General features: G+C 45.5%; 24 protein-coding genes. 1 reads left to right on the forward strand and 23 read right to left on the reverse strand.

Annotated elements, in window-relative coordinates; all coding sequences use genetic code 11:
- Positions 1-140: 140 nt before the first annotated feature.
- From hemB to ACZ424_RS00090, 18 genes are all read right to left on the reverse strand, one after another.
- The gene (gene hemB, locus ACZ424_RS00005) at positions 141-1,142 is read right to left on the reverse strand and encodes a porphobilinogen synthase (protein ID WP_464904466.1); all 1,002 of its coding nucleotides are present in this window, start codon (positions 1,140-1,142) and stop codon (positions 141-143) included.
- Between the two features lie 40 nt (positions 1,143-1,182).
- Positions 1,183-1,533, reverse strand: a complete 351-nt coding sequence (locus ACZ424_RS00010) for a DUF6394 family protein (protein ID WP_464904467.1) — start codon at positions 1,531-1,533, stop codon at positions 1,183-1,185.
- Position 1,534: 1 nt separating this feature from the next.
- Positions 1,535-2,677 (reverse strand): potassium channel family protein, encoded by a 1,143-nt coding sequence (locus ACZ424_RS00015; RefSeq protein ID WP_464904468.1) that lies wholly within the window; start codon positions 2,675-2,677, stop codon positions 1,535-1,537.
- A 2-nt stretch (positions 2,678-2,679) separates the two neighbouring features.
- Entirely contained in the window at positions 2,680-3,789 is a 1,110-nt protein-coding gene (locus ACZ424_RS00020; protein WP_464904469.1) for an aminotransferase class I/II-fold pyridoxal phosphate-dependent enzyme, read from the reverse strand.
- Positions 3,770-5,068, reverse strand: coding sequence for a tRNA (N(6)-L-threonylcarbamoyladenosine(37)-C(2))-methylthiotransferase MtaB (mtaB, locus tag ACZ424_RS00025; RefSeq protein ID WP_464904470.1), 1,299 nt, complete (start codon positions 5,066-5,068; stop codon positions 3,770-3,772). The genes ACZ424_RS00020 and mtaB overlap by 20 nt, the downstream gene beginning before the upstream one ends.
- A 78-nt stretch (positions 5,069-5,146) precedes the next feature.
- Positions 5,147-5,320: a HepT-like ribonuclease domain-containing protein gene (locus ACZ424_RS00030; RefSeq protein ID WP_464905227.1), complete on the reverse strand. Its 174-nt coding sequence runs from the start codon at positions 5,318-5,320 to the stop codon at positions 5,147-5,149.
- A 59-nt stretch (positions 5,321-5,379) separates the two neighbouring features.
- Positions 5,380-6,345: an ArsA family ATPase gene (locus ACZ424_RS00035; RefSeq protein WP_464904471.1), complete on the reverse strand. Its 966-nt coding sequence runs from the start codon at positions 6,343-6,345 to the stop codon at positions 5,380-5,382.
- Positions 6,342-6,611, reverse strand: coding sequence for a DUF7990 family protein (locus tag ACZ424_RS00040; protein ID WP_464904472.1), 270 nt, complete (start codon positions 6,609-6,611; stop codon positions 6,342-6,344). The genes ACZ424_RS00035 and ACZ424_RS00040 overlap by 4 nt, the downstream gene beginning before the upstream one ends.
- Positions 6,586-7,458, reverse strand: a complete 873-nt coding sequence (locus ACZ424_RS00045; RefSeq protein ID WP_464904473.1) for a lysophospholipid acyltransferase family protein — start codon at positions 7,456-7,458, stop codon at positions 6,586-6,588. The genes ACZ424_RS00040 and ACZ424_RS00045 overlap by 26 nt, the downstream gene beginning before the upstream one ends.
- Positions 7,406-8,494 (reverse strand): tetraacyldisaccharide 4'-kinase, encoded by a 1,089-nt coding sequence (lpxK, locus tag ACZ424_RS00050; RefSeq protein ID WP_464904474.1) that lies wholly within the window; start codon positions 8,492-8,494, stop codon positions 7,406-7,408. Before lpxK ends, ACZ424_RS00045 begins: the two co-directional genes overlap by 53 nt.
- Positions 8,484-9,665 carry a 3-deoxy-D-manno-octulosonic acid transferase gene (locus tag ACZ424_RS00055; protein WP_464904475.1) on the reverse strand — a complete coding sequence of 394 codons (1,182 nt, stop codon included), beginning with the start codon at positions 9,663-9,665 and terminating at the stop codon, positions 8,484-8,486. The genes lpxK and ACZ424_RS00055 overlap by 11 nt, the downstream gene beginning before the upstream one ends.
- Positions 9,665-10,327: a 7-carboxy-7-deazaguanine synthase QueE gene (locus ACZ424_RS00060; protein WP_464904476.1), complete on the reverse strand. Its 663-nt coding sequence runs from the start codon at positions 10,325-10,327 to the stop codon at positions 9,665-9,667. The genes ACZ424_RS00055 and ACZ424_RS00060 overlap by 1 nt, the downstream gene beginning before the upstream one ends.
- Entirely contained in the window at positions 10,320-10,484 is a 165-nt protein-coding gene (locus ACZ424_RS00065; protein WP_464904477.1) for a hypothetical protein, read from the reverse strand. Before ACZ424_RS00065 ends, ACZ424_RS00060 begins: the two co-directional genes overlap by 8 nt.
- An 11-nt stretch (positions 10,485-10,495) precedes the next feature.
- Positions 10,496-11,008 carry a cob(I)yrinic acid a,c-diamide adenosyltransferase gene (locus ACZ424_RS00070; RefSeq protein WP_464904478.1) on the reverse strand — a complete coding sequence of 171 codons (513 nt, stop codon included), beginning with the start codon at positions 11,006-11,008 and terminating at the stop codon, positions 10,496-10,498.
- Entirely contained in the window at positions 10,999-12,096 is a 1,098-nt protein-coding gene (dxr, locus tag ACZ424_RS00075; protein WP_464904479.1) for a 1-deoxy-D-xylulose-5-phosphate reductoisomerase, read from the reverse strand. The genes ACZ424_RS00070 and dxr overlap by 10 nt, the downstream gene beginning before the upstream one ends.
- Positions 12,083-13,315: a histidine--tRNA ligase gene (gene hisS / locus ACZ424_RS00080; protein ID WP_464904480.1), complete on the reverse strand. Its 1,233-nt coding sequence runs from the start codon at positions 13,313-13,315 to the stop codon at positions 12,083-12,085. Before hisS ends, dxr begins: the two co-directional genes overlap by 14 nt.
- Complete coding sequence (upp, locus tag ACZ424_RS00085) at positions 13,305-13,958, reverse strand: uracil phosphoribosyltransferase (RefSeq protein WP_464904481.1); 654 nt, start codon at positions 13,956-13,958, stop codon at positions 13,305-13,307. Before upp ends, hisS begins: the two co-directional genes overlap by 11 nt.
- Positions 13,955-14,626 (reverse strand): tetratricopeptide repeat protein, encoded by a 672-nt coding sequence (locus tag ACZ424_RS00090; RefSeq protein WP_464904482.1) that lies wholly within the window; start codon positions 14,624-14,626, stop codon positions 13,955-13,957. The genes upp and ACZ424_RS00090 overlap by 4 nt, the downstream gene beginning before the upstream one ends.
- A 51-nt stretch (positions 14,627-14,677) precedes the next feature.
- Between ACZ424_RS00090 and ACZ424_RS00095 the strand changes: the two genes are divergently transcribed.
- Positions 14,678-16,969, forward strand: coding sequence for an EAL domain-containing protein (locus ACZ424_RS00095; protein ID WP_464904483.1), 2,292 nt, complete (start codon positions 14,678-14,680; stop codon positions 16,967-16,969).
- Here ACZ424_RS00095 and ACZ424_RS00100 read toward each other — a convergent pair.
- Genes ACZ424_RS00100 through ACZ424_RS00120 form a run of 5 tightly spaced genes read right to left on the reverse strand, consistent with a single transcriptional unit; the run spans position 16,966 to position 21,847 of the window.
- Complete coding sequence (locus ACZ424_RS00100) at positions 16,966-17,871, reverse strand: histone deacetylase family protein (protein ID WP_464904484.1); 906 nt, start codon at positions 17,869-17,871, stop codon at positions 16,966-16,968. The genes ACZ424_RS00095 and ACZ424_RS00100 overlap by 4 nt on opposite strands.
- The gene (gene rnr / locus ACZ424_RS00105; protein WP_464904485.1) at positions 17,868-20,018 is read right to left on the reverse strand and encodes a ribonuclease R; all 2,151 of its coding nucleotides are present in this window, start codon (positions 20,016-20,018) and stop codon (positions 17,868-17,870) included. The genes ACZ424_RS00100 and rnr overlap by 4 nt, the downstream gene beginning before the upstream one ends.
- The gene (locus ACZ424_RS00110; RefSeq protein ID WP_464904486.1) at positions 20,008-20,373 is read right to left on the reverse strand and encodes a toprim domain-containing protein; all 366 of its coding nucleotides are present in this window, start codon (positions 20,371-20,373) and stop codon (positions 20,008-20,010) included. Before ACZ424_RS00110 ends, rnr begins: the two co-directional genes overlap by 11 nt.
- A gap of 1 nt (position 20,374) precedes the next feature.
- A complete protein-coding gene (locus ACZ424_RS00115) occupies positions 20,375-21,295 on the reverse strand; it encodes a hypothetical protein (protein ID WP_464904487.1) in 921 nt (306 codons plus the stop codon).
- The gene (locus tag ACZ424_RS00120; protein ID WP_464904488.1) at positions 21,296-21,847 is read right to left on the reverse strand and encodes a C-GCAxxG-C-C family protein; all 552 of its coding nucleotides are present in this window, start codon (positions 21,845-21,847) and stop codon (positions 21,296-21,298) included.
- Positions 21,848-21,869 lie beyond the last annotated feature (22 nt).

The following is a 21,869-nucleotide window of genomic DNA, read 5'->3' on the forward strand; positions in this document are numbered from 1 at the left end:
AATTTTCCTTTTCCTCTACCTTTAAAATCAAAACGTTTTCAAACTTTTCGAGATTCGAGATACCTCTTCTCTTTAGTTCGTTAGCTGTTACTATCATAAAGCCCCAGAAATTTTTCATCTTAAAGTAAAAAGAGGGACAGTTAGTTCCCCTCCTTAAGCCACTTTGCAGCGTCTAAGGCGTGATAAGTGAGAATAAGGTCAGCCCCTGCCCTCTTCATTGCCGTTAGAGTTTCAAGGACGATTCTCCTCTCATCTATCCAGCCCTTCATCACCGCTGCCTTTACCATTGAGTACTCCCCGCTAACGTTGTAGGCGGCGGTTGGATACTTAAAGGTTTCTTTAACAGCTCTAATTACGTCCATGTATGCAAGGGCTGGTTTAACCATAACGATGTCTGCTCCCTCCTGAATGTCTAATGCCACTTCCCTTAAAGCCTCGTTAAAGTTCGCAGGATCCATCTGGTAGGTTCTCCTGTCTCCAAAGGCCGGTGCAGATTCTGCTGCATCCCTAAATGGTCCGTAGTATGCAGAAGCGTATTTTGCTGCGTATGACATTATCGGAATATCTGTAAAACCTGCACCGTCTAAAGCTTCCCTTATAGCTTTTATCATTCCGTCCATCATTCCAGAGGGAGCTACCATGTCGGCCCCTGCTGATGCGTGGGAGACAACCTGTTTCTTTAGGAGCTCCAACGTTTTGTCGTTGTCAACGTCGCACACCTCTCCAGAACAGGCCAAATATCCGCAGTGTCCGTGGGAAGTGTACTCACAGAAGCAGACGTCCGTTATTACGTAGAGCTCCGGGAGCTCCCCTTTAAGCTTCCTTACAGCCCTCTGGATGATTCCCTTCTCTGAGTAAGAATCTGAACCTAACTCGTCTTTGTGCTCTGGAATTCCAAAGAGGATAACCGCCGGTATTCCAAGTTTTAAAACGGTCTCTCCAATCTCCGGGAGCCTATCTATAGAGTACCTGAACTGTCCAGGCATTGATGGTATCTCTTCCTTAACGTTCTCTCCCTCAACTACGAAAATCGGGTATATGAAGTCATTTGGAGTTAGAACGGTTTCCCTGACCATTCTTCTTATGTTTTCGTTCTTTCTCAGCCTTCTCAAGCGAAGCTGGGGAAACTTTCCTGTCAGCATGGCTTTCTCCCTATCCTTTGTCAGTCTTCAAATATAGCCTTTAACTCCACCAATCCTCCTCTTTTGCCTCTAAAACGGTTTCTGTAATAAGAAGAATTACAGAGAAGATGTTTGCAACTAAAGCTCCCCAGGCTAAGGCTTCAACTAAGGTCATTCTCGTTCCCATCTCGTAGAAGATGAGAGCCGGTATCAGATGGAGGTCTGCCGCGAGGCTTGTTGCAAGGAGCTCTGCGCTTAGTGTCTTCTTGCTTCCTATTTTAAGAAGGGTTGCTATAAGGTTAAACGTAACCGATGCAATTAGCTCGTAGGGGTCTCCATCATAAACAAATCCTACAGTTGTGGTTAGTGACATCATTATGAAGAACGCTGTTCCAACCTTTCCCCAGTCCATTTTATCCTCCGAGTCTATCCTTCAGTTTTTTCTTCAGCATTGCACTCCTTGAAGTTATCTTCCCTTTAAACAGAACTTTTACCGCCTCTTTCAGTTTTTCCTTTGGAGCTACAACTACGAGAATGTCTAAAGGTTCTATAATTGTGTCTCCTCCGGGGGTAAAGATTACCCTACCGTCGGTTTTCTTTATTGCTATTACCGTTATTCCAAACCGTCTTCTTAGGTCTAAGTCTTTCAAGGTTTTGTTCACAATGGGAGAGTCCGGCTGAACGATCAACTCCTCAATGTCAATGAATGTGCGCTCTCCGAAGAGAATTTCCTCAAGGAGTGAGCGTTCTCCGAATATTGGGGGCTTCCTTGCAAGAACTGCCACTCTCTTTGAAATTATTGAGGGTATCGTCTCTACGTAGTCTGCTCCTACCAGTTTAAGTTTCTCTTTAAACTCTGGGTTTTTTACCAAACCGATTATGAAGAACGGGTAGATGTTGTTTTTTGATACGACGGTTTTTACTGTTAGAGTAATTGCAAGGTTCTTATAGTCATCTTTTGTTGCAACTATTGCTCCTACGGCAGACTCTACGTTTGCAAGGAGGAGGGTATTTTCGTCTGTAGGGTTTAGGTTCAGGTAGAACCTGACTTCGTGTTCCTTTGCAAACTCCTCAAGCTCTGGGTCTTCTGAGATAACCACTACCGGAATTCTGTTATAGCGGAGCTCCTTTATAAGCTCAACAACGTAGTCGTTAAACCCGAAAATTAGGTAGTGTCCCTTTAAAGAGGCGGTGTCGTTTACCATTTTCCTAAACCTCAGAATTGATTTTAGCTCTCCGCTGGTTACGAGATTTATCAGAACTGCTAAAGAGTAGCCCATTACGGCTCCAACACCAACGGTCATAACGAGCAAGTTGAATAGCCTATCCTTGACCGTCATGTCCCACATTTCGCCGTAGCCGATGGTCGTAACGGTGAGGATTGTCATGTAGAAGGCTTTTAATAGGTTAACTCCCGAAATGACCATATAACCGATGGTTGAGACCATTATGGCTACAAGGCCAACAATGAGGGGAGCTCTGAACTTCATTAAGATTTCAAGGACTCTTTCTTGGCTGAATTTCTTGGGAAGCCTCTTCTCTAAGTTTTTTCTCAACGCTACCTCAAGTACCTGTAGAGCCTTTCAAGCCCCTCTTCTATCTTTTTTAGATCTGTGCAGAAAGAGAACCTTACAAACTTTTCAGTTCTATTATATCCAAAATCCCTACCGGGGGTTATTGCAACTTTTGTCCTCTCTAAAACCTCAAAGGCAAACCGGAAGCTGTCTTCCGTAAAGTTTGAGGCATCGGCGTAGATGTAGAATGCCCCCTCCGGTTCTGCCGGGATTTTAAATCCTATCTCTTTTAAGCCTTCTAAAAGAGTATCTCTCCTCTTTCTGAACACTTTAACGTTTTTGCGGAGCTCCCCTAAAACATTCTCGTCAAAACACTTTATAGCTGCAATCTGAGAAACCGTCGGCGGTGAAATTACTATGTTCTGAAGGATTGCAGTAAGGTTTTGAACTAACTCCTCCGGGACTACGAGCCAACCCAACCTCCAGCCTGTCATCAGGAAGAACTTAGAGAACCCGTTAACAACTGCAGCGTTCTGAGTTACTTCTAAAACAGAGGGGGCCCTCCTTCCGTAAGTTAAGCCGTGGTAGATCTCGTCGGATATTAAGAATGCCCTTTTGGAGAGCTCTCTCAGTTCATCTTTCGTGTAAACCGTTCCTGTTGGGTTTGAAGGGGAGTTGACTATTAGAGCTGGAGTTTTAACGTTTTCCGGCTTAACCTTGAAACTATCTTCGGGGTAGACTTCAACTGCCCTTCCTTTTAGCCCCAAGAACTTAAGCATGTTCTTGTAGCAGGGATATCCAGGGTCTGTATAGGAGATTTCCCCTAACGTTTCTCCAACGACTTTAATGAGGGATAGAAGGCCCGGGGAGCTCCCCGGAGTAACGATAACCTGCTCAGCCTTTACCTTAACCCCGTATTCTTTCTCGTAAAACTCAGCAATAGCCTCCCTTAACGGGTATATTCCAGTACTCTCTGTGTATCGGAGCTCCGTTTTATCAATTACCCTTTTTGCCTCTTCCTTTACCTTCTCCGGAACCGGTAGGTCAGGCTCTCCCACTTCAAGGTGGATTACCTTCTCGCCGTTCCTCTCAATCTCTTTAGCCCTCTCTAAAACTGCCATTACGTAGAAGGGCTCAACCAACAACCTCTCCATAGTTTTCCTCTCTCTTTTCCTTAACCTCTTTAAGCCTAAAACGAACGACCTCTCCCGGCGAAAGTTTCCTGTCCAAAATTGCCCTTATGTAGTTTCCAGTTAGAGCTACACTCTTTCCGTCAACTTCTGATAGAACTAAACCTTCAAGTTCCTTTCCTAAGAACCGTCTTCTAAAGTTTAGACTCTTCTCCTTTCCGATTTCCCTCAAAATCTTTGCCCTCTCCTTCTTAACCTGAGGAAAAACGGAATCTTTCAGCCTTGCTGCTACCGTTCCTTCCCTCGGAGAGTAGGGGAAAACGTGAAGGTAGCCCAAGGGGAGTTCATCTATTAACCTTTTCGTCTCTTTAAACTCTTCCTCAGTTTCCCCCGGAAAACCAACCATTACGTCCGTTCCTATACAGCTCTCAGGCCTCCTCTTAAGGATTTCCTCAACTACTCTCCTATACTCCTCCGGCATGTACCTTCTCCTCATTCTCTCAAGGACTGTTCTACTTCCGCTCTGAAGGGGAACGTGGAAGTGGGGGGCAACCTTCTCAGACGTTATTACTTCAAGGAGCTCCTCCGTAAACTCCATTGGCTCAATGGAGCTGAGCCTCAGTCTGTAGAGGTTGGGTATCTCAATCAGTTTCTCAATCAACCTTGCCAAGTTCCAGTTTCCCTCAAGGTCAACTCCGTAAGCCCCGAGGTGAGTCCCCGTCAGGACTATCTCCTTGTAACCTGCACTGACCAGCTCTTCTGCCTGTTTCAGAACTTCCTCCGGCTTCATGCTTACCATTACTCCCCTTGCCTTTGGAATGATGCAGTAGGAACAGAAGAGCTGGCACCCCTGCTGGACTTTTAAAAACGCTCTGGTTTTACCCTCAAACTGCCTGAGGGTTAAGGGGTAGAACCGTTTTTCATTCCAAACGCCTTTAACTATAGTTCGGGGGAGCTCCCCTTTTATTCTCTTTTCAACCAGGTCAACAATGTTGAACTTCTCTACATTTCCCGTTATGAGGTCAACCTCTTTTATCTCCTCAACCTCTTCAGGGTAGACCTCAGAGTAGCAGCCTGTTGAGACAACTAAAGCCTTAGGGTTTCTCTGTTTTGCCTTTCTCAGAGCTTTTCTGCTTTTAGCGTCTGCCGTGTGTGTAACCGTGCAGGTGTTTACAACGTAAACGTCTGCTTCTTCGTCGAAGGGAACAACCTCATAGCCTGCCTTTTTAAACTGTTCCTCCATGTAGGCCGTTTCGTGGATGTTCATCTTACATCCGAGAGTGTAGAAGGCTACCCTTTTCAAATCCTCTCCTTGTTGAAAACGGTTCTCATTAAATATAGGATTGAGATTGACTTAAAGGTTCTTAATGAGGGTTTCTATCTATCCATTGAGCTTTGGAATTTCAAAACGGATAACGTTCCAAAGTATTATGTAGTCAAAGTTTCCGTAGTCGTGAATAATGCCATTCTTCATTCCTACCATCTCTTTCCAAGGAATTTCAGAGTATTTGTCTCTGAAAGACTTCAGGATTCTTTTTGCAGCTTCCCCAATTATTTATGTCTTCGTCGTTTTCAAAAGAACCGAACACGCTGAGAGAAGTAACTCCCAAAGACTTAAGTTCTCCCTGTCTGTTCTTTATCAGTTCTAATATTTCTTTTAAAGACTGAACCTTTTGGGCTGACACGTTTTTCTCCTTTACCTGATTCTAATTTGAAAAATTTTGTTAACTCTCTTAACGTTTCAATACCTTTGGGCTCTCTGTTGAGTTTTGGAGTAAAAACTTTGGAGATTTTAGGGAAGGTCTTTTTAATTAAATTCCTCTCGTCCTCTTTTAAAATTTTATTTCCGACAATTAGCTTTACCTCTATTCCTGCTGAGGAGAGCTCCTCAACTGTCCTCCTACCAATTTCAATCGGGAGGCTCTGAGGGTTTACGACAACCCCGATTAGAGTTTTAGGAGAGAGTAGGAGCTCCCGGAGCTCCCTTACCTCCTTCAGCCTCCTCTCTAAAATTCTAAGAACGGGGTCTTTCTCAGTTAGTTTTTCTCCTACCATCTTTCTGTACTTTAGGGCCTCTTTCCTTAACTTTATTAGCCTCTTAAACCACTCCTCGGTTAGCTCAGGGGATGTGAGCATCCTTACGGTGTAGCCAGAAGGTGCTGTGTCAAAGACGACCCTCTCAAACTCTCTCTCTGAAACTGCAAGCCTGTAGATAACGTCCGTTGTCGCGAGGTCAAGGGCTCCCGGCGAGTAGTAGGAGAGCTCTATCTGCTTCTCTATCTCCCCGATTACCACAGGTGAGAGGAGCTCCCTTGCCTCCCTCTTTACTCTCTCTAAATACCTTCTGGCCTCTCTTTCCAGGTCTACCTCAACGGCGTAGAGGTTCTCTGAGAGTTTTTTAGGCTTTTCTCCTATTTCCTTCTTGAAGGTTAGTGAGAGCGAGTGGGCAGGGTCTAAGGAGATGACTAACGTTCTAAATCCCTTCTCTGAAAAGAAAACCCCCATTGCAGAGGAGACGGTGCTCTTTCCAACTCCTCCTTTACCCGACAGGAATACGGTTTCAAACTCTTCCAGCCTCAAGGCTCTCCAACCTCTCCCATAACCCTTGAGAGGACGCTCTCCCTGTCTGCCATTCTCCTCTCCCAGTTTGGAATTTCGTTTCCGAGGTAGGGAAGGAGTTCCACAGTGTAGTAGGCCATAGGGTTCGGAATTCCAAGCCTTTCGCTGAGAATAACCGTTAACAGCGTATCGTCTAAAACGGCAGCCCTGTATTCAAGTTTGTCCGTTGCGGAGTCTGAAACTGCTCCCTTGAAAAAGAGCTTAACTGCTCTCAGCCAACCTTTCACTCTTCCACTCCTTAAACTCCGGTGAGTTCTTCCACCTTCTGTGGAACCAGAACCACTGTTCTGGGTGTTCTAAAACTGCCCTCTCTATGGCAGATGTATACTCCTGTGTCAGTTCTTCAACGCTCTTCCCTTCCGGGTAGATGGGTTCGTAAACTGCAATTCTGTATTTTTCCCCTTCTAAAAAGCAGAACGCAGGGATTACGGGCTTTCCCGTCTTTAAAGATAGTAGTGCAAGGCCTTTGTTTGTGTAGGTCTTCCTCCCTAAAAACCTCGTTAGAACGCCCTCTTTTACCTTTGGTCTTTGGTCAAGGAGAATGCCGACGTAGTTTTCCCTCTTTAGTTCCCTTAAAACTGCCGTTCCCTTCCCTATTGGGATTACCCTAACTCCCCAGTGCTCCCTTATTCTGTTTATAAGGGCATCAACTCTCCTGTTCTTCATGGGCTTTGCAACTACGGCAAGCTTCCCTCCGCTTAAAAGTGAAAAGAGAGCTCCCATCGCCTCCCAGTTCCCTATGTGGGCCGTTAAGAGAAACCCTCCTTCCTCTGGAACTACGGAAGGGTCAACAGGGTAGAAGAGGCTCTTAAGCTCTTCCTGGGTATAGTTTGGAAGCCTAAAGAAGTCTGCCGAGCATTTTAGAAAGTTCTTAAAGCTCTCCTTACCTATCTCCTTTGGAAATCCCGTAAACTCAAGGTTTTCCTCTGTAACCTTCTTGAGTCTCGGGTAGTTGTAGGCGATGTTCCCCAAGCCTTCGGCAATAGAGAAAGCCTTTTCCCTCGGAAGTTTCTGGATTCCCTTAATTAGTAGCTTTAAAAGTAGATACTCCAGAAGGTGAGAACTCCCCTTCAACTGACTCCTCTTCAGCCTTTTCAGCGTTCTCTACGTTTGCAAGGATAAACTCTTTCAGTCCGTAGGCGTCAACCCTTAGAACTGGAGCTTTTGCGTGGGGAATTCTTCCCCTAAGCTTAATTAAGTCTTTCTCGGTTGTTACGGGGTTCTTCAGTTTTTTTAACCTGCTAATCTCTTCCTCTGTGTAGCTGTGGTGGTCGTTGAAAACGTAAAGGTTTCTGATTCTGTATCCCATCTTTATTAGCATCTCAACAAGCTGTCCCGGGTTTCCTATTCCGCAAAATAGGTCAATCTCCTCCCCTTGTGGTGGCTCTGTCCTGTTGAAGTTACCGTCAACCCAATAGCTAAACGTCTGTTCAGCCCTGAAGATTGGTTTTTTGAACGTTTTAAGGTAGAGCTCTATAGAGTTTAACCTTTCATCTGAAACAAGGTTGCTCCTTGAGATTACAAAGGCATCAGCTCTTTCAAGTCCGGATATCGGCTCCCTCAAGGTCCCGAGGGGTAAACAGTAGCCGTCTCCAAAGGGGTTGAAGGGGTCAATTACTACAATTGAAAGGGTTGGAATAACTTTCCTGTGTTGGAACCCGTCGTCTAAAACTACGGCCGTTGCTCCGTTTTTAAAGGCGAACTCAACTCCCTCAACCTTAACCTTTGAAACTACCGTTCTAAACTTCTTAAGAGAGAAGACTGCGCACTCGTCCCCGAACTTTTTGGGGTCTGGCTCTGCAAATGCTGGTCCTCTCTCCTTTCCCCTGTAGCCTTTACAGACTATTACCGGTGAAAAACCGGCCTCTTCCAAGATCTGGTAAACCGTTTCAGTTAGGGGCGTTTTACCGCTTCCCCCAACTGTAATGTTCCCAACAGATATTACTGGAAATCCGAACTTCCTTCCCGTCAGCACTCCGGAGTCGTAGAGTCGGTTTCTTACAGAGGCTATGAAGCAGTAGAGCTTTGAGGTTAGGTATAGAATCGGAAAGAGGAGGGTATACTTCCCCTCTCTTCTCAAAACCTTCTTCCTTAACTCATCAAAGTTCAACTGATTCTCCGATCCTCTTTAGGATTCTCTCCGTTACTCCTCTCTCCATCTTCCAGTTTAGGTAGCTCTTCTCTGCCGTTTCACGCCTTAATTTAGGACTTCTGAGGAGTTTCTGTAAGACACCAGTTAGTTCTGAAGGTAGAACTACAGGAACGTCAAGCCTCTCTGCAACCTCAAGGAACTCCGTTCCGTAGCTCCCCATCAGGGTCGGAACGCCGGCTGCAACCGGTTCAACTGGATTGTGGCCTCCGACTCCCGGGACGAAGCTCCCTCCAACAACTGAAACAGTTGAGTAGGAGTAAAGTGACGGGAGCTCCCCAACAGTGTCAACTACGTAGAACTCTGTATCTTTCGGAACTGTTTGAAAGGAGCTCCTGAACACCGCTTTCCCCGGGAGTTTTAACTCCTTTGCCCTCTTTACGTGTCTTGGAGCGATTACTGTTAGAAGGCCGGGAAACTCTTCCTTTAGTTTTTTGTGAACTTCAGCTGCCAATTCCTCCTCTCCCGGGTGGGTGCTTCCCCAAACTAAAACGAACCGCCTGCCCTCTATTTTCAGTGGAGCTCTTTCCTTTGGCGGCTCGTAGTCAAGCTTTAGGTCTCCTACTACCTCAACTTCCTTAAAGCCGATCTCTTTTGCCCTCTCCGCGTCTGCTTTACTTCTTGCAAGGAAGAACTTGTCAGAAATTAAAGGCTCTAAGAACCTTTTGAACTTTAAGAGCTTTTTTAGAGCTCTCTCGCTTACCTTCCCGCTTACGAAGAAGAGGGGTATGGATAGCTCCGTAGAAGCCTTCAGTAGAGACGGCCATACTTCTGACTCGTAGATTAGAATTCCCTTCGGCCTGTTCTTCTTTAAGAACCTCTTAATTAGAGGGTAGAAGTCTAAAGGAATTAGCCTTGAGGGAACTTCTGGGTAAAGTTTCTTAGCCCTCTCAAGTCCGTAGTCTGTAAAGGTCGTTATTCCAACCTTTCCTTTCAGTTTTTTTATCAGCGGTTTAACGGTGTTGACTTCCCCTATACTGGCTGCGTGGAGAAGGAGTTTTCCTTGGAGCTCCTGAAACTCTGCCGAAAGCCTCGGAGTGAGGGAAACTTCTCCCCTTTTGCTTACTTTTCTCTTTATCAACGGGAAGAGTGGAAGTGAAAGGAGAATTGCTAAGTTATAGAGCCAGAACACTACTTTACTCCGATTAGCTTGTGGACTTGAGGGATTACCCTCACTTCAAACCGGGAAAGGAACTCCCTCTCCCTTAGAACCATTTTAACAACTCTCCGGCAGGTTTTTTGGTATTCCTCTTGAGGGTGGTTAAGGGGTTGAATAACTACCGGAGAGTTTATCAGGTTGCCATATGCCTTTAGAAACTCTTTAACTCTTTTAAGGTCTTCCTGTGAGAAGACGGTAAACTTAAGCTCAAGGTTACTGTAGCGTTTTAGAAACTCTGAAACCGTTTCAAATGGAAACTCAACTCCCATAGTCGGCGGTTTTGGAGAGACGACGAGGTGGAGCTTCTCCGTTGGGAGCTCTCTGAAATAGTGACCACAGGTTTCAACGGTTATCCTCCTTACCTCCCTCAAGTTTGAAACAGACCTTAAAAGCTCCTCTATTCCCGGTTCCTCTAAAGGCTCTCCTCCAGTGATTACAACCTCAGGAAGGGAGGTCCGTTTCACAATTTCGGTTATTTCGTTAACTTGGTATTCCCTACCGGAATTCCAGGAGTACTTTGTGTCGCAGAACTTACACCCGACGGAGCACCTTCCTGTTCTGATAAATAGTGAGGGAGCTCCAACTGTAAGACCTTCTCCCTGAACCGATTCAAATATCTCGCAAACCCTAACCATCCTTCTTCTTAACCTCTATAGGAGACTTTGCCTTTACGTCGTAGTGCTTCCCAACGTAGTAGCCCCCTGCTGCACCTGCTCCTCCGGCGATAAGGAGTGGAACGCAACTTGTAAGTGAAGTCAGGGAGATTAGGGAGAGAAGTATTACCCTTCTCACTGCATCCTCCATCAGTAGTCTATTCCCTTTCTGGTTCCCTCTCCCCTGTAGAAAGGATGTTTTATCAGCTGGAAGTAGGTAACGTAGTCTGCTACCTCTATGAGTCTTCTACTTGCGTGCCTTCCGGTTAGAACAAGCTCAAGTTTTTCAGGTTTTTCTCTAATTAGGGATAGGAGCTCTTCCTCCTCTATCAGTTTAAGGTGAACTGCAACGACAACCTCGTCTAAAACCAAAACGTCGGTTCCTTCCATTCTCTCCCTTACAAGATTTAGAGCTCCCTCTGCCCTTCTCCTGTCCTCCTCGTTTGGCCTAAAGTCGTAGTCTGGCCTTCCAGTCTGAATAAACTCAAACCTTGGAAGGTACTTTGCTGCGAGGAGCTCTCCCGTCTCCTTTCCCTTTAGAAACTGGATGAACGTGCAGCTTAAACCTCTTCCAATTGCCCTAAGGCAGAGGCCTAAGGCTGCGGAGGTCTTACCCTTACCGTTTCCCGTGTAGAGGTGGATAAAACCTTTCTTCAGTGCCAACCTTTGAAGACCTCCAGTGCCAACTCCCTTGCTTTCCTATCAATCTCCACAACTTCGTAGATATCCTTAGGCGGTTCAAAATCTGCCCTGTTTAGAGTTTCCTCAATGAGCTTTGGAATCTCTGTAAACTTAATCTCCCCTTTCAGGAAGAGCTCAACTCCAACCTCGTCTGCTGAGTTAAGGACTATCGGGTATGGGTATCCTATCTCTAAACTCTTGTAGGCAAGCTTTAAGCAGGGAAACTTCTCCGTGTTCGGCTCTAAGAACGTAAGCTTCAGTCCGAAGAGGTTCAGCTGGTACTCTTCTTCTTTCAGCGGAAGCTTTTCAGGGTAGGAGAGGGCATAGGCTATGGGAATTCTCATGTCTGGAACCCCGAGCTGGGCTTTAACGGAGTTGTCCCTGAACCTGACGAGGGAGTGGACGATACTCTGGGGGTGGATAACAACCTTTATTTTCTCCACAGGAAAGCCGAAGAGCCAGTAGGCCTCTATAACCTCTAAACCCTTGTTCATTAGTGTTGAGGAATCAACCGTAACCTTCTTTCCCATCTCCCAGTTCGGGTGCTTTAGAGCCTCTTCAGGCTTAACCGTCTCAAGGTCTTCCCTGTTTAAGAACGCCCCTCCCGAAGCCGTCAGGATTATCTCCTCTACCGCTTCTCTTTTCTCTCCGACTAAACACTGGAATATTGCAGAGTGTTCGCTGTCAACAGGAATAATCTCTTTTGCTGCCTCTGTTATGAACTTTCCAGCACAGACGAGAGACTCTTTATTTGCAAGGGCTAACCTCTTTCCTTTCTTTGCTGCCCAGTAGGTTGGAAGTATCCCAGCTGAGCCTGATATTGCACAGACGGCAACGTCAAAATCGGTTCTCTCTATTAGCTCCCTTATCCCCTCAAGGCCTACCTGTGAGTAGAGGGCAACGTTATCTACGTTGAACTTCTCTTTCTGCTCTAAGAGTTTCTCCTTTGAGGAGCCTGCAACCAAACCGACGACCTTAAAGAGCTCCGGAAACTCCTCAACAACCTTTAGAGTGTTTTCACCGATTGAGCCGGTGGAACCGAGGATTAAAACCCTTTTAGAGCCTTCCAAGGAGCTCCTCCAGGCTCTCAACTCTCTCCTGCTTTCCTGTCTCAAACTCCTTTAGAGAGAAGAACTCCTCCTTAACTTCCTCTTCCCCGATTATTACGGCAAAGGCTGCCCTCTCCCTGTCTGCAGCCTTCATCTGTGCCTTAAAACTTCCCTGTCTGTGGTCGATTTGAGCCTTTATTCCCTTTCTCCTTAAAAACTCTGCAACTTCAAGGCCTTTCCTGTAGGCCTCTTCTCCTCTCGTTATGACGAAAACTCCTTCTCTTTTCTCCTCTTCCTCGGGAATTAGAAGAAGAACTCTGTCAATTCCCATTGCAAAGCCAAGGGCTGGAGTGTCTGGCCCTCCGATCTCCCTTACGAGGTCGTCGTACCTACCTCCGGCGAGGACTGTGCTCTGAGCCCCAAGTTTTGAACTCTTAAACTCAAAGACCGTCTTCGTGTAGTAGTCAAGCCCCCTTACAAGGAGAGGGTTCTCCTTAAAGTCAACTCCAAGTAGGTTTAGGTACTCCTTAACTTTTTTGTAGTGCTTTCTACACTCGTCACACAGGTAGTCTGTTATCTTTGGAGCTCCCTCAACAACCCTCTGGCAGCCCTCCTCCTTACAGTCAAGAACCCTTAAGGGGTTCCTCTCAAGCCTCTCCCTGCAGGTTGGACAGAGCTCCTCCTCTTTCTCCTTTAGGAACTCAATTAGGGCTCTCCTGTAGTTAGGCCTACACTTTTTACAGCCGATTGAGTTTATCTCAAGCTCAGCCTCTACCTTCAGCCTTCCTAAAACCTCAGAGGCCATCTTTATAACTTCTGCATCTACTCCCGGCTGTTTTAAGCCAAACACCTCGCATCCAGCCTGGAAGAACTGCCTCTTCCTTCCTGCCTGAGGCCTTTCAAACCTGAACATCGGCCCTAAATAGAACCACTTTGTAAAGGGTTCCTTTGCGTAAACTCCGTGCTCAACGTATGCCCTAACTGCCGAGGCCGTCCCTTCAGGCCTTAGGGCAATTACCCTTCCTCCCTTATCCTCAAAGACGTACATCTCCTTCTGAACGATGTCTGTTGTCTCCCCTACGCTCCTTGTAAAGAGCTTTGCCTCTTCAAATATTGGAAGGATTACCTCTTTAAATCCGTAGAGCTTTACAGTTTCCTTAAATTTGTCAACTACCCTCTCAAACCTCAAACTCTCAAGGGGTAGGATATCCTCAACTCCTCTTACTGCCTTAAACTCCATAGCTCTCAACTACCTCCACATCTTCTGTTCCGCAGAACCTATCCCCTGCATCTCCAAGGCCTGGGACGATATATCCTCTGTCGTTGAGCTTCTCGTCAACAGATGCAGTAATTAGCTCAGCCCTTTCAAACTCCTTTAACCTCTCAATCCCCTCCGGGGCTGAAACTACAGAGACGAAGGTTATGTTCTCCTCACTAACTCCGTTCTCAATTAGGGTTTTGACGGCGTGGTAAGCTGTTCCTCCAGTTGCAAGCATCGGGTCTAAGATTAGATACTTTGCCCCGTTAACCTTTGGGAACTTTAGGTAGTAGTTAATTGGCTCTAACGTTGCCTCGTTCCTGTAAGTTCCTATAAATCCTATTCTCCCCTTAGGGAAAACCAAAAGTGCCGGTGGAATCAGTGAGAGTCCAGCCCTCAGAATGGCTATAAAGATAACTTCTTGAGAAATCTCTTTTGCTTTTCCCGTTGAAATCGGAGTTTCAACGGTTACCTCTTTGGTCCCAATGTCCCTTAGCGCCTCTGAAATCAGAAGAACTCCTATCCTCTCTAAAGACTCCCTAAACTCCTCCGTCGGAGTGTTCCTGTCCCTCAGCTTCCTTAAGAGCTCCTCTTTTAGAGCTCCCTCAACCACCTTCAGCTTCACTTCATCAACCTCTCTGCAAGTTGAGTTATCGGCAGGTTCTCGTAGTCTCCTTTTAGGGTATCAAGTATGTTCTTAGCGTCCTTTAACCTTTTCTCTTTAAGTGCAATCAGGAGCCTGTCGTAGAGGGCTTCTGGATGCGTCCACTTATCCCTCTTAACCTTCTCTAAAATCCCTTCTGCCTTAGGGAACTCTTCCCTGTCTATGTATAGAGCTCCGAGGGATGTTTTAGACGGCGGTGAGAAGAGGGAGCTCTTGGATTTGGAGAGGTTTACTAAGTATTCCTCCTTTCCGTCAAGTTTTCCCAACAGAAACTCTGCAAGTTTTGAAGAAGGAGCGTTAGGGTATTCCTTAACTGCTTCTTCAAACAGAGAGAAGGCCTTTTTATTTTCTCCCTTGTCTAAGTAGTATAGCCCTTCGTCAATAATTCTTGCCGCCTTTGCCTCAACAGATGAGAGATACCAAGAATATCCGCCATAGGTTCCGCCGATAATGAGGAGTGTTAAAATTAATAAAACTATCTTCTTTTTGTGTCTTTCAAGGAAGTGGAGGAGTGAGTAGAGGTCTGAGATTAGCTGTTCGGCTTGGGGTGTGTCAATCTTCTCGGGTATTGGAACCTTCGGTGAATCCTCTTCCTTCTTCTTGTAGACCCTGTAAGGCGGTTTTTTCACCTCTCAACCCTCCGGTTGGTTTGCTCCAATTTTACCAGCTGAGGAAGGCTTATGTTCAGCAGCGCTAAGTTCTATACTGCTGTTCTCTGGGTTTTTATCGTCTGCGTTCTTCTCTTTACAGGTTTCAACTACTACTTCTTTGAAAGAGAGATTCAGGACGCAATATACACAACAACTGTAGCTGAGTCTAAAAAAAAGCTCAGCTCAACGGTTAACTCTGCCGTTGATATGGCAAAAGTTGAAGAGAAGCTCTTTATAGATATGGCAAGGAGTGAGGTAAAAAACGAAGTTGAGAACGCGTGGCTTGTTGCCAATTCTATCTATCTGTTCTGTAAAAGTAGGGGCTGCAGTAAAAGGGAAACGGCTCTTCTTATAAAGAGAGCTCTCTCCAAAGTTCGCTTTTTTGACGGTGAAGGTTACATCTTCATAGACTCTGTCAAGGGAGCCGTTGTTCTGAACCCGGCTTACCCTCAGATTGAGGGTAAAAGTATGTGGAACTGGAGGGACCTTAGGGGCACTTACGTTCACAGGAAGTTTGAAGAAATAGCCCTTTACTCACCGAAAGGTGAAGGTTATGTCTCCTACTACTGGTATCTTCCTGGAACTAAACAGATAGATTTAAAAAATTCATTCGTAAAGTACTTTAAGCCCTTTAACTGGATTATAGGTGCCGGTTTATACCAATCTTACGTAAAGGAAAAAGTAAAAGAACACGTTCTTAAAACGCTAATGCCTTTTAACGTTTTTATTGTTGATTTGGATTCAAACAGAATTTCTCAGTTTAACTTCCTTAAAGGATTAAGGTTAGATGACCTTAAAAATGGTCTTCTTGTAGAGTATCAGAATAGGATTTACTACGTTAGATACTTCCCCGACTGGAACTGGATAATAGGTTCATACGTTACCGGAAAAGAGCTTCTTCAAACCGTTTACTACTTAAAAAAACAGTTCCTTACAAAGGTTAATGCTGCCCTTGGGATCAGCTCTCTCTTAGTTTCCCTTATAGTTATCACTGCCAGTTTAGGACTTTATAAGACAAACAGAGACCTTGTGAAGACGATTTCTTTTTTGAGAAAAAGAGAACAGGAGCTCCGGGGCCTCAGTAGAAGGCTTAAACTTACTGCTTTTAAGGATGATATTACCGGTCTTTCCAACAAGAAGAAGCTTTTGGATGACGTTAATTCCCTTAAGGCCGTCAGAAACCTTCACTTTGCCCTCGTTAACATAAGGAACTTTAAAGACTTAAACGAGCTATTCGGGTATGAGGAAGGTAACGCCATACTGAAGGAGTTTGGAAGGGAACTCCGCCGTGTAGTTAAGAGAAAAAACAGCCGCTGCTCTGTTTACCGGGTAAGGGGAGACAAGTTCGGTGTTTTGGGGTGTGACTTTAACGATGCGGGCTTTATAGACCTTATTCAGAGGGTAATTAGGAACCTTGAGTTAAAAGATTTTGTCGTAAGAGGCATAAACTTTCGGTTAGACGTCGATGCCGGTATCTCTAAGAATCCAGATGAGTTTCTGATAGAGTCTGAGGTAGCAGAGGAAGAGGCAAAAAAAAGGGGAATTGACCTTTACGTTTTTGACGAAGAGCTAAAGGAAAAATTTAAGAACTTAGAGAAAAACGTAATAATAGCAACCGAAATCAAAAAGGCTTTAGAGGAAGATAGGGTAGTTCCCTACTTCCAGCCTATTGTAGAACTCTCTTCTCTTAAGCCTGTTAAGTATGAATCATTAATCAGAATAGTGGAAAGAGATGGAACTCTTTTAAATCCTGGAGAATTTCTACCTGTTGCTAAGAAAATCTCTATTTACAGGAAACTCTCCAAGACTGTTATTGAAAAGTCCTTTAAAATTGCCGCTGAGAAGGGAGTAGATATATCTGTTAACCTCTCTGCAGAGGACATTGCCAGTTCTAAAATGGTTGACTGGATAGTTGCAGCCATTAAACACTACGGTATTGCTAATAGGATCTGTTTTGAAGTTGTTGAAACGGAGGCTTTTAGCGATATAAGGAAACTTGAAAGTTTCTACTTTAAGATAAAGGATTTGGGGAGTTCTTTAGCCATAGACGACTTTGGAAGTGGATACTCAAACTACGAATACCTTGCTACGGTGAAGCCTGACTACATAAAAATTGATGGAAGCCTTATAACAAAGGTTGTTACTTCCCGTGATATAGAGAAGCTTGTTGCCCACATAGTCCAGCTTGCAAAAGACCTTGAGATTAAAACAATTGCTGAGTTTGTTACCAGCAAAGAGATTTTAGACAAAGTGAAGGATTTAGGGATAGACTACGGCCAAGGGTTCTACTTTGGTAAACCCTCTCCCGAAATACCCTCTTAAGATTCCAGCAAGACCTTGAAAGTTCTTTCTGAACAGCGTTTTAAGGCGTTGAGGTTGTAGCCTCCCTCTAAGGTGAAAAGGATGGGGGCGGAGAGCTCCCTTCCTGCATCAACGATTTCTCTGATTATGAACTCAACTCCTTCATCTGAAACTTCCAGTCCCGTTAAAGGGTCGTCTCTATGGAGGTCGTATCCGGCAGATACTAAGATTATCTGAGGGTTAAACTCCCTTACTGTTTCTCTAAAAACTGTGGAGTAAACCTCTGTGAACTCTCTGTCTCCGCTTCCCTCTACCATTGGAACATTTAGGATGTGTTCGTTGTTCTCCCTCTCACTTCCAGTTCCAGGGTAGAAGGGATACTGGTGGGTTGAGAAGTAGAAGACCCTTGGCTCGTTGTAAAAGGTGTGCTGGGTTCCGTTTCCGTGGTGGGCGTCAAAGTCAACTATGAATACTCTCTCTACTCCCTCAAAGAGGGCCTTTAGAGCAGCAACTGCAACGTTATTGAAGATGCAGAATCCCATTGCCCTGTTTCTCTCTGCGTGGTGACCAGGTGGCCTTACTGCACAGTAAACTGCCTCGTAGTCTCCTGACAGTAGGAGTTCCACTCCCAACTCGTTTGCACCTGCTGCCATCAAGGCTGCATCGCAAGTAAACTGGTTGTAGTATGTATCTGGGTCAAAGAAACCGGGAGCGTTCTCCCGGCAGGAGGTGATAACATCCTCTATGTAGTTTTCAGAGTGGACTGCTTTCAGGAGCTCGTAGGAGACCTGTTTAGGCTTAATGATGGGAAGGTTGAGCCTGTAAACTGGCTCCATGAAATACTTAAGTCTTAATGCGTTCTCTGGGTGTGTCGGAAGGTCGTGCTTAAGGAATATGTCGTCGTAGATAGCTGCCGTTCTCAACTTAGCTTCCTCACTATTTCAAACTCCGCCCTTCTGTTCTCAACGTCAACACTTAAAAGCCTTGCAAGGACTCTGTCTCCGATTCTAAAAACCGTTCCTGTCTTCTCTCCGACTAAACAGTACTGCTTCGGAACGCAGATGTAGTAGTCGTTCTTAAGGTTTGAGACGTGGATAAACCCGGGAATTACCTGTTCTATCGTCTCTATGTAAAGTCCCTGTTCAGAAACTCCTGTAATAATTGCCTCAAAAACCTCCCCAACGTGGTTCTGGGCAAACTGGAGTTTTTTAAGCTCTATAACGTCCCTTTCTGCCTCATCTGCCGTTATTGAGCGCTCGGTTACGTGTTTGCAGACAACCTCTAACTTCTCCTCCCAGGCTGGGATACTCTCCAGAGTAAACATCCCTTTCAGTGCCATCTTTACTAGCCTGTGGAGCTGGAGGTCTGCGTACCTTCTTATCGGGGAGGTAAAGTGGGTGTAGTAGGTAGAGGCAAGTCCAAAGTGGCCTATGTTATCTGGGGAGTACTTAGCCCTTGCCATAGTCCTCAACATCAGGTAGTTAATGAGCTTCTCCTCTGGTTTTCCCTCTACCTGCTCAAGTATCCTCTGGAGAAGCTTTGGCTGAACGTCGTTCTGGACTACTGGAACCCTTATTCCAAGTGAGCGGACGAAGTTGAGAAACTCCTGGAGCTTTTCCCTGTCTGGAGACTCGTGGACCCTGTAGACGCTGGGGTAGTCTGTCCAGAACATATACTCTGCAACTGTCTCGTTTGCTGCAATCATGAACTCCTCAATTATCCTGTGGCTCCAAAGCCTCTCTGCCTTGTATATGTCAATAGGTTCACCTTCAGCGTTTAGAACGACAACCGGTTCAGGAAGGTCAAAGTCTAAAGAACCCCTCTTGTAGCGTTTCTTGTAGAGTATTTGGGCAAGCTCATACATCTTCTTGAGGGAGTCAACAACGTGGGGGAACTTCTCTATTGCCTCCTTATCTCCGTCTATTATCTTCTGGGCAATCGTGTATGTAAGCCTTGCCTTGCTGTGAATTACGCTCTTGTAAATCTTGTAGTCAACTACCATTCCCCGTTTGTTTATCTCCATCTCGCAGGTGAAGGTAAGCCTGTCTACGTTGGGGTTTAGTGAACAGATACCGTTTGAGAGTTTCTCAGGAAGCATAGGGATGCACCTATCCGGGAAATAGACGCTGGTTCCCCTCCTGTAGGCTTCTCTGTCTAAGGCGCTTCCCGGCTTTACGTAGTGGGAAACGTCCGCTATGTGGACGTAGAGCTTGTAGTTTCCGTTTGGGAGTTTTTCTATAGCTACTGCGTCGTCAAAGTCCCTTGCGTTCTCCCCGTCTATCGTAAAGCAGAGCTGTTCCCTCAGGTCAACTCTTCCTTTTAGGTCTTCCTCCTTTACCTCAGATGGTACCTTCTCTGCCTCCTCTAAAACTTCAGGTGGGAACTCTGTCGGAAGGTCGTACTTTCTGATTATCAGCTCAATGTCGAGCTTCGGACCGGTTTTTCCTAAGTTCTCAACTACCCTTCCTACGGGACCTCTCGTCTCTGAAGGGTAAGAGATAATTTCAACTACTACGTAGTCGCCGTTCTCAACCTTTTTACAGTCCTCGTGGGTGAGGATTACGTCATACCTTATTCTCTTATCTTCAGGAACGACGAAGCAGGATTTTTTACTCTTCTCAACCCTTCCGACGACCTTCTTAACTGCCCTCTCTATGACGGAGACGATTTTCCCCTCTCTTCTTCCCTCTTTTCCCTCCTTAACTATTTCAACTGCAACGATGTCTCCGTTCATCGCTCCGGCCATGTTCCTGCCGGGAACGAAGACTCCCTTTCCTCCTTCAAGAGGATCAACGAAGCCGAAACCTTCCCTGTAAACGCAAAGCTTCCCTACTACAAGGTTCAGCTTCTCGGGAAGGGCAAACTTCGCTCCTCTAAGCTTTACCAACTTTCCCCTTTTTGTGAGCTCCTTCAGTTTTTCCCTGAGAGCTCCCCTCTCCTCCGGCGGTATTTTCAAATACTTAGCAATTTCCCTTGCCCTTAAGGGCTTGTTAAACCTTCTCAGCGCTTCAAAGATTCCCTCTTCTAACTTCTTCTCCTGTTCAAACTCCTTCGTAAAGTCAGACTCCATCTCTCCTCCTAAGGTCTGAAATTATCTTTTCTACAAATTTTGTTCCCGACTCCCTAAGCTGTTCCCTGAAGCTTCCGTCAAGTTTTAACCCGTAACTCTCTAAAATTCTTCCAAGTTTTTTGAAAATATCCTCCCCTTCAGGGTCTAAGTCTGTTAGTAGAACTACCCCTTCGTAATTTTCGGAAAGGTACTCCGCAACGTCGTGGAACTTCCTCCCCTTTAAGTCTACAACATTCTCAACCCCTAGCTTTTCAAGAACCTGCTTGTCCCTCTTCCCCTCAACTACGATTGCCCAGTTTGGATGGGTATACGAGAACTTCCGAAGCTCCACTATAAACCGTTTCAAGCTTTCCATTTCAGAACCACTTTATTAGAGCTATTCCTACCGTAAAATTGTAAATAATGGGTAGGCCTGCCTGTAGGAGCAGTAGAGTGACCGTTATCCTTAGTGGGTAAAGCCCTAAGTAGTAGGGTAGGAGGTATGCCCACCAGCTCCTCAATAGTGAGAACATTCCGTTCCCGACTGCCATGGTTCCAAGGATGTGGGCAACGGGAATTCCCTCTTTTACCATTACCTTTATTAAGCCGTAGGCCACAGGTGGGCTTATTGCTGCAGTTGTTATGTAGGTTATTTCAAGGGAGTTAAACCCTAAGTTTCCGAAAATCGGTTTTAACTTAATCGTTAACCACTCCATTGTTCCTGCTTTTATCAGGTAGACTATAAAGAGAAAAAGGGGAGTAAACTTTAGGATAAAAGAGACTGCTTCTTTTCCCCCTCTTAAAACTCCTTCCTTTATAACATTTAGATTTAGCTCTGGTTTTACCTCCTCTGGTGGCGGGAGCTCCACTTTAACGTTTCTATATCTGAACTTCCCGACTATTGAAACAGCCCCAAGTAAAACAACGTCAAAAGCAAGCCTTAGGAGTGCGTAGTAGATGGCAATTATCCCAATTAAGGGCAGAAGGACTGGGAGGTAATACCTGTAGAGGAACATTAGCCTCATCGGGAAGTTTGAGGCAAGGATTGAGAGGTAGAGGTCTACAGGCTCAATCTTTCCTTCCTTTAGTAGCTGAGAGGCCGTTATGTGGGCAGCCCTTGGGGAAACTAAGTAAATTACGGGAACGTTCGTTAAAAGGGGATGAAGTCCAAACTTTGAGAGTTTAAGAGTTTTAAGCCCCAGCCAGTTAACTAACTTTGTTTCAACCAAAACGGCGGCTAAAACGTAGCCAAAGGCTATGGCAAAAACGATTACAAAGTAGAGCTCCGTAAAGTTCATCTAATCCCTGACCAGCTCCTCAGAGAGCTCTACAACTAACCTTCCGCACTCTCCTGCTATGTCTGCCGTTATGCAGGCGCACCTTTCTGCCCTTTCCACACTCCTTGGGTGGATGCCCGTTGCTTTGCACCAGTTGACGATTGAGTCTCTACACAGAATTGAGCCTACTGCAGCCTTTGGAAGGCTGGGGATTTTTCCTTTAAAGACCGGCAATTTTTGTGTGTTGTGGAACTCAACCAGTCTCTTCGCTCCCTCAAGAGCTCTCTCAAATGGAAGAGTTGTTGAGAGGACGTAGAGAGCTCCCGTTACTGCTCCGCAAACGGCGTTCCACCTGTGAGGGAGCTCCTTCGCCATTTTTTTAATTTCTTGGTAGGTTATAGGGTAGAGAGCTCCTTCGTTAAAAGCCGTTATAACGCCGTATTCACAGTTGTAGTCCCAGTAATATCTGTATGCCAGCTTCTCTATTTCTTCAACTGAAAAGGGCTGCAGTTCAACCTCTCCAAAAATGTCTCTAATAAGCTCCAAGTTTTCGGCAATTTTCTGAAACTCCAAAACAGAACCTCCTTAAAAGTTT

The sequence above is a fragment of the Thermovibrio ruber genome (assembly GCF_055380895.1).

Excerpts from the sequence above, each read along its gene's own strand:
- ACZ424_RS00010 (WP_464904467.1), bottom strand. The coding sequence starts at position 1,533 with ATGGACTGGGGAAAGGTTGGAACAGCGTTCTTCATAATGATGTCACTA.
- ACZ424_RS00115 (WP_464904487.1), bottom strand. The coding sequence starts at position 21,295 with ATGAACTTTACGGAGCTCTACTTTGTAATCGTTTTTGCCATAGCCTTT.
- rnr (WP_464904485.1), bottom strand. The coding sequence starts at position 20,018 with ATGGAGTCTGACTTTACGAAGGAGTTTGAACAGGAGAAGAAGTTAGAA.
- ACZ424_RS00060 (WP_464904476.1), bottom strand. The coding sequence starts at position 10,327 with ATGGTTAGGGTTTGCGAGATATTTGAATCGGTTCAGGGAGAAGGTCTT.
- ACZ424_RS00110 (WP_464904486.1), bottom strand. The coding sequence starts at position 20,373 with ATGGAAAGCTTGAAACGGTTTATAGTGGAGCTTCGGAAGTTCTCGTAT.
- ACZ424_RS00020 (WP_464904469.1), bottom strand. The coding sequence starts at position 3,789 with ATGGAGAGGTTGTTGGTTGAGCCCTTCTACGTAATGGCAGTTTTAGAG.
- hisS (WP_464904480.1), bottom strand. The coding sequence starts at position 13,315 with ATGGAGTTTAAGGCAGTAAGAGGAGTTGAGGATATCCTACCCCTTGAG.
- ACZ424_RS00095 (WP_464904483.1), top strand. The coding sequence starts at position 14,678 with ATGTTCAGCAGCGCTAAGTTCTATACTGCTGTTCTCTGGGTTTTTATC.
- hemB (WP_464904466.1), bottom strand. The coding sequence starts at position 1,142 with ATGCTGACAGGAAAGTTTCCCCAGCTTCGCTTGAGAAGGCTGAGAAAG.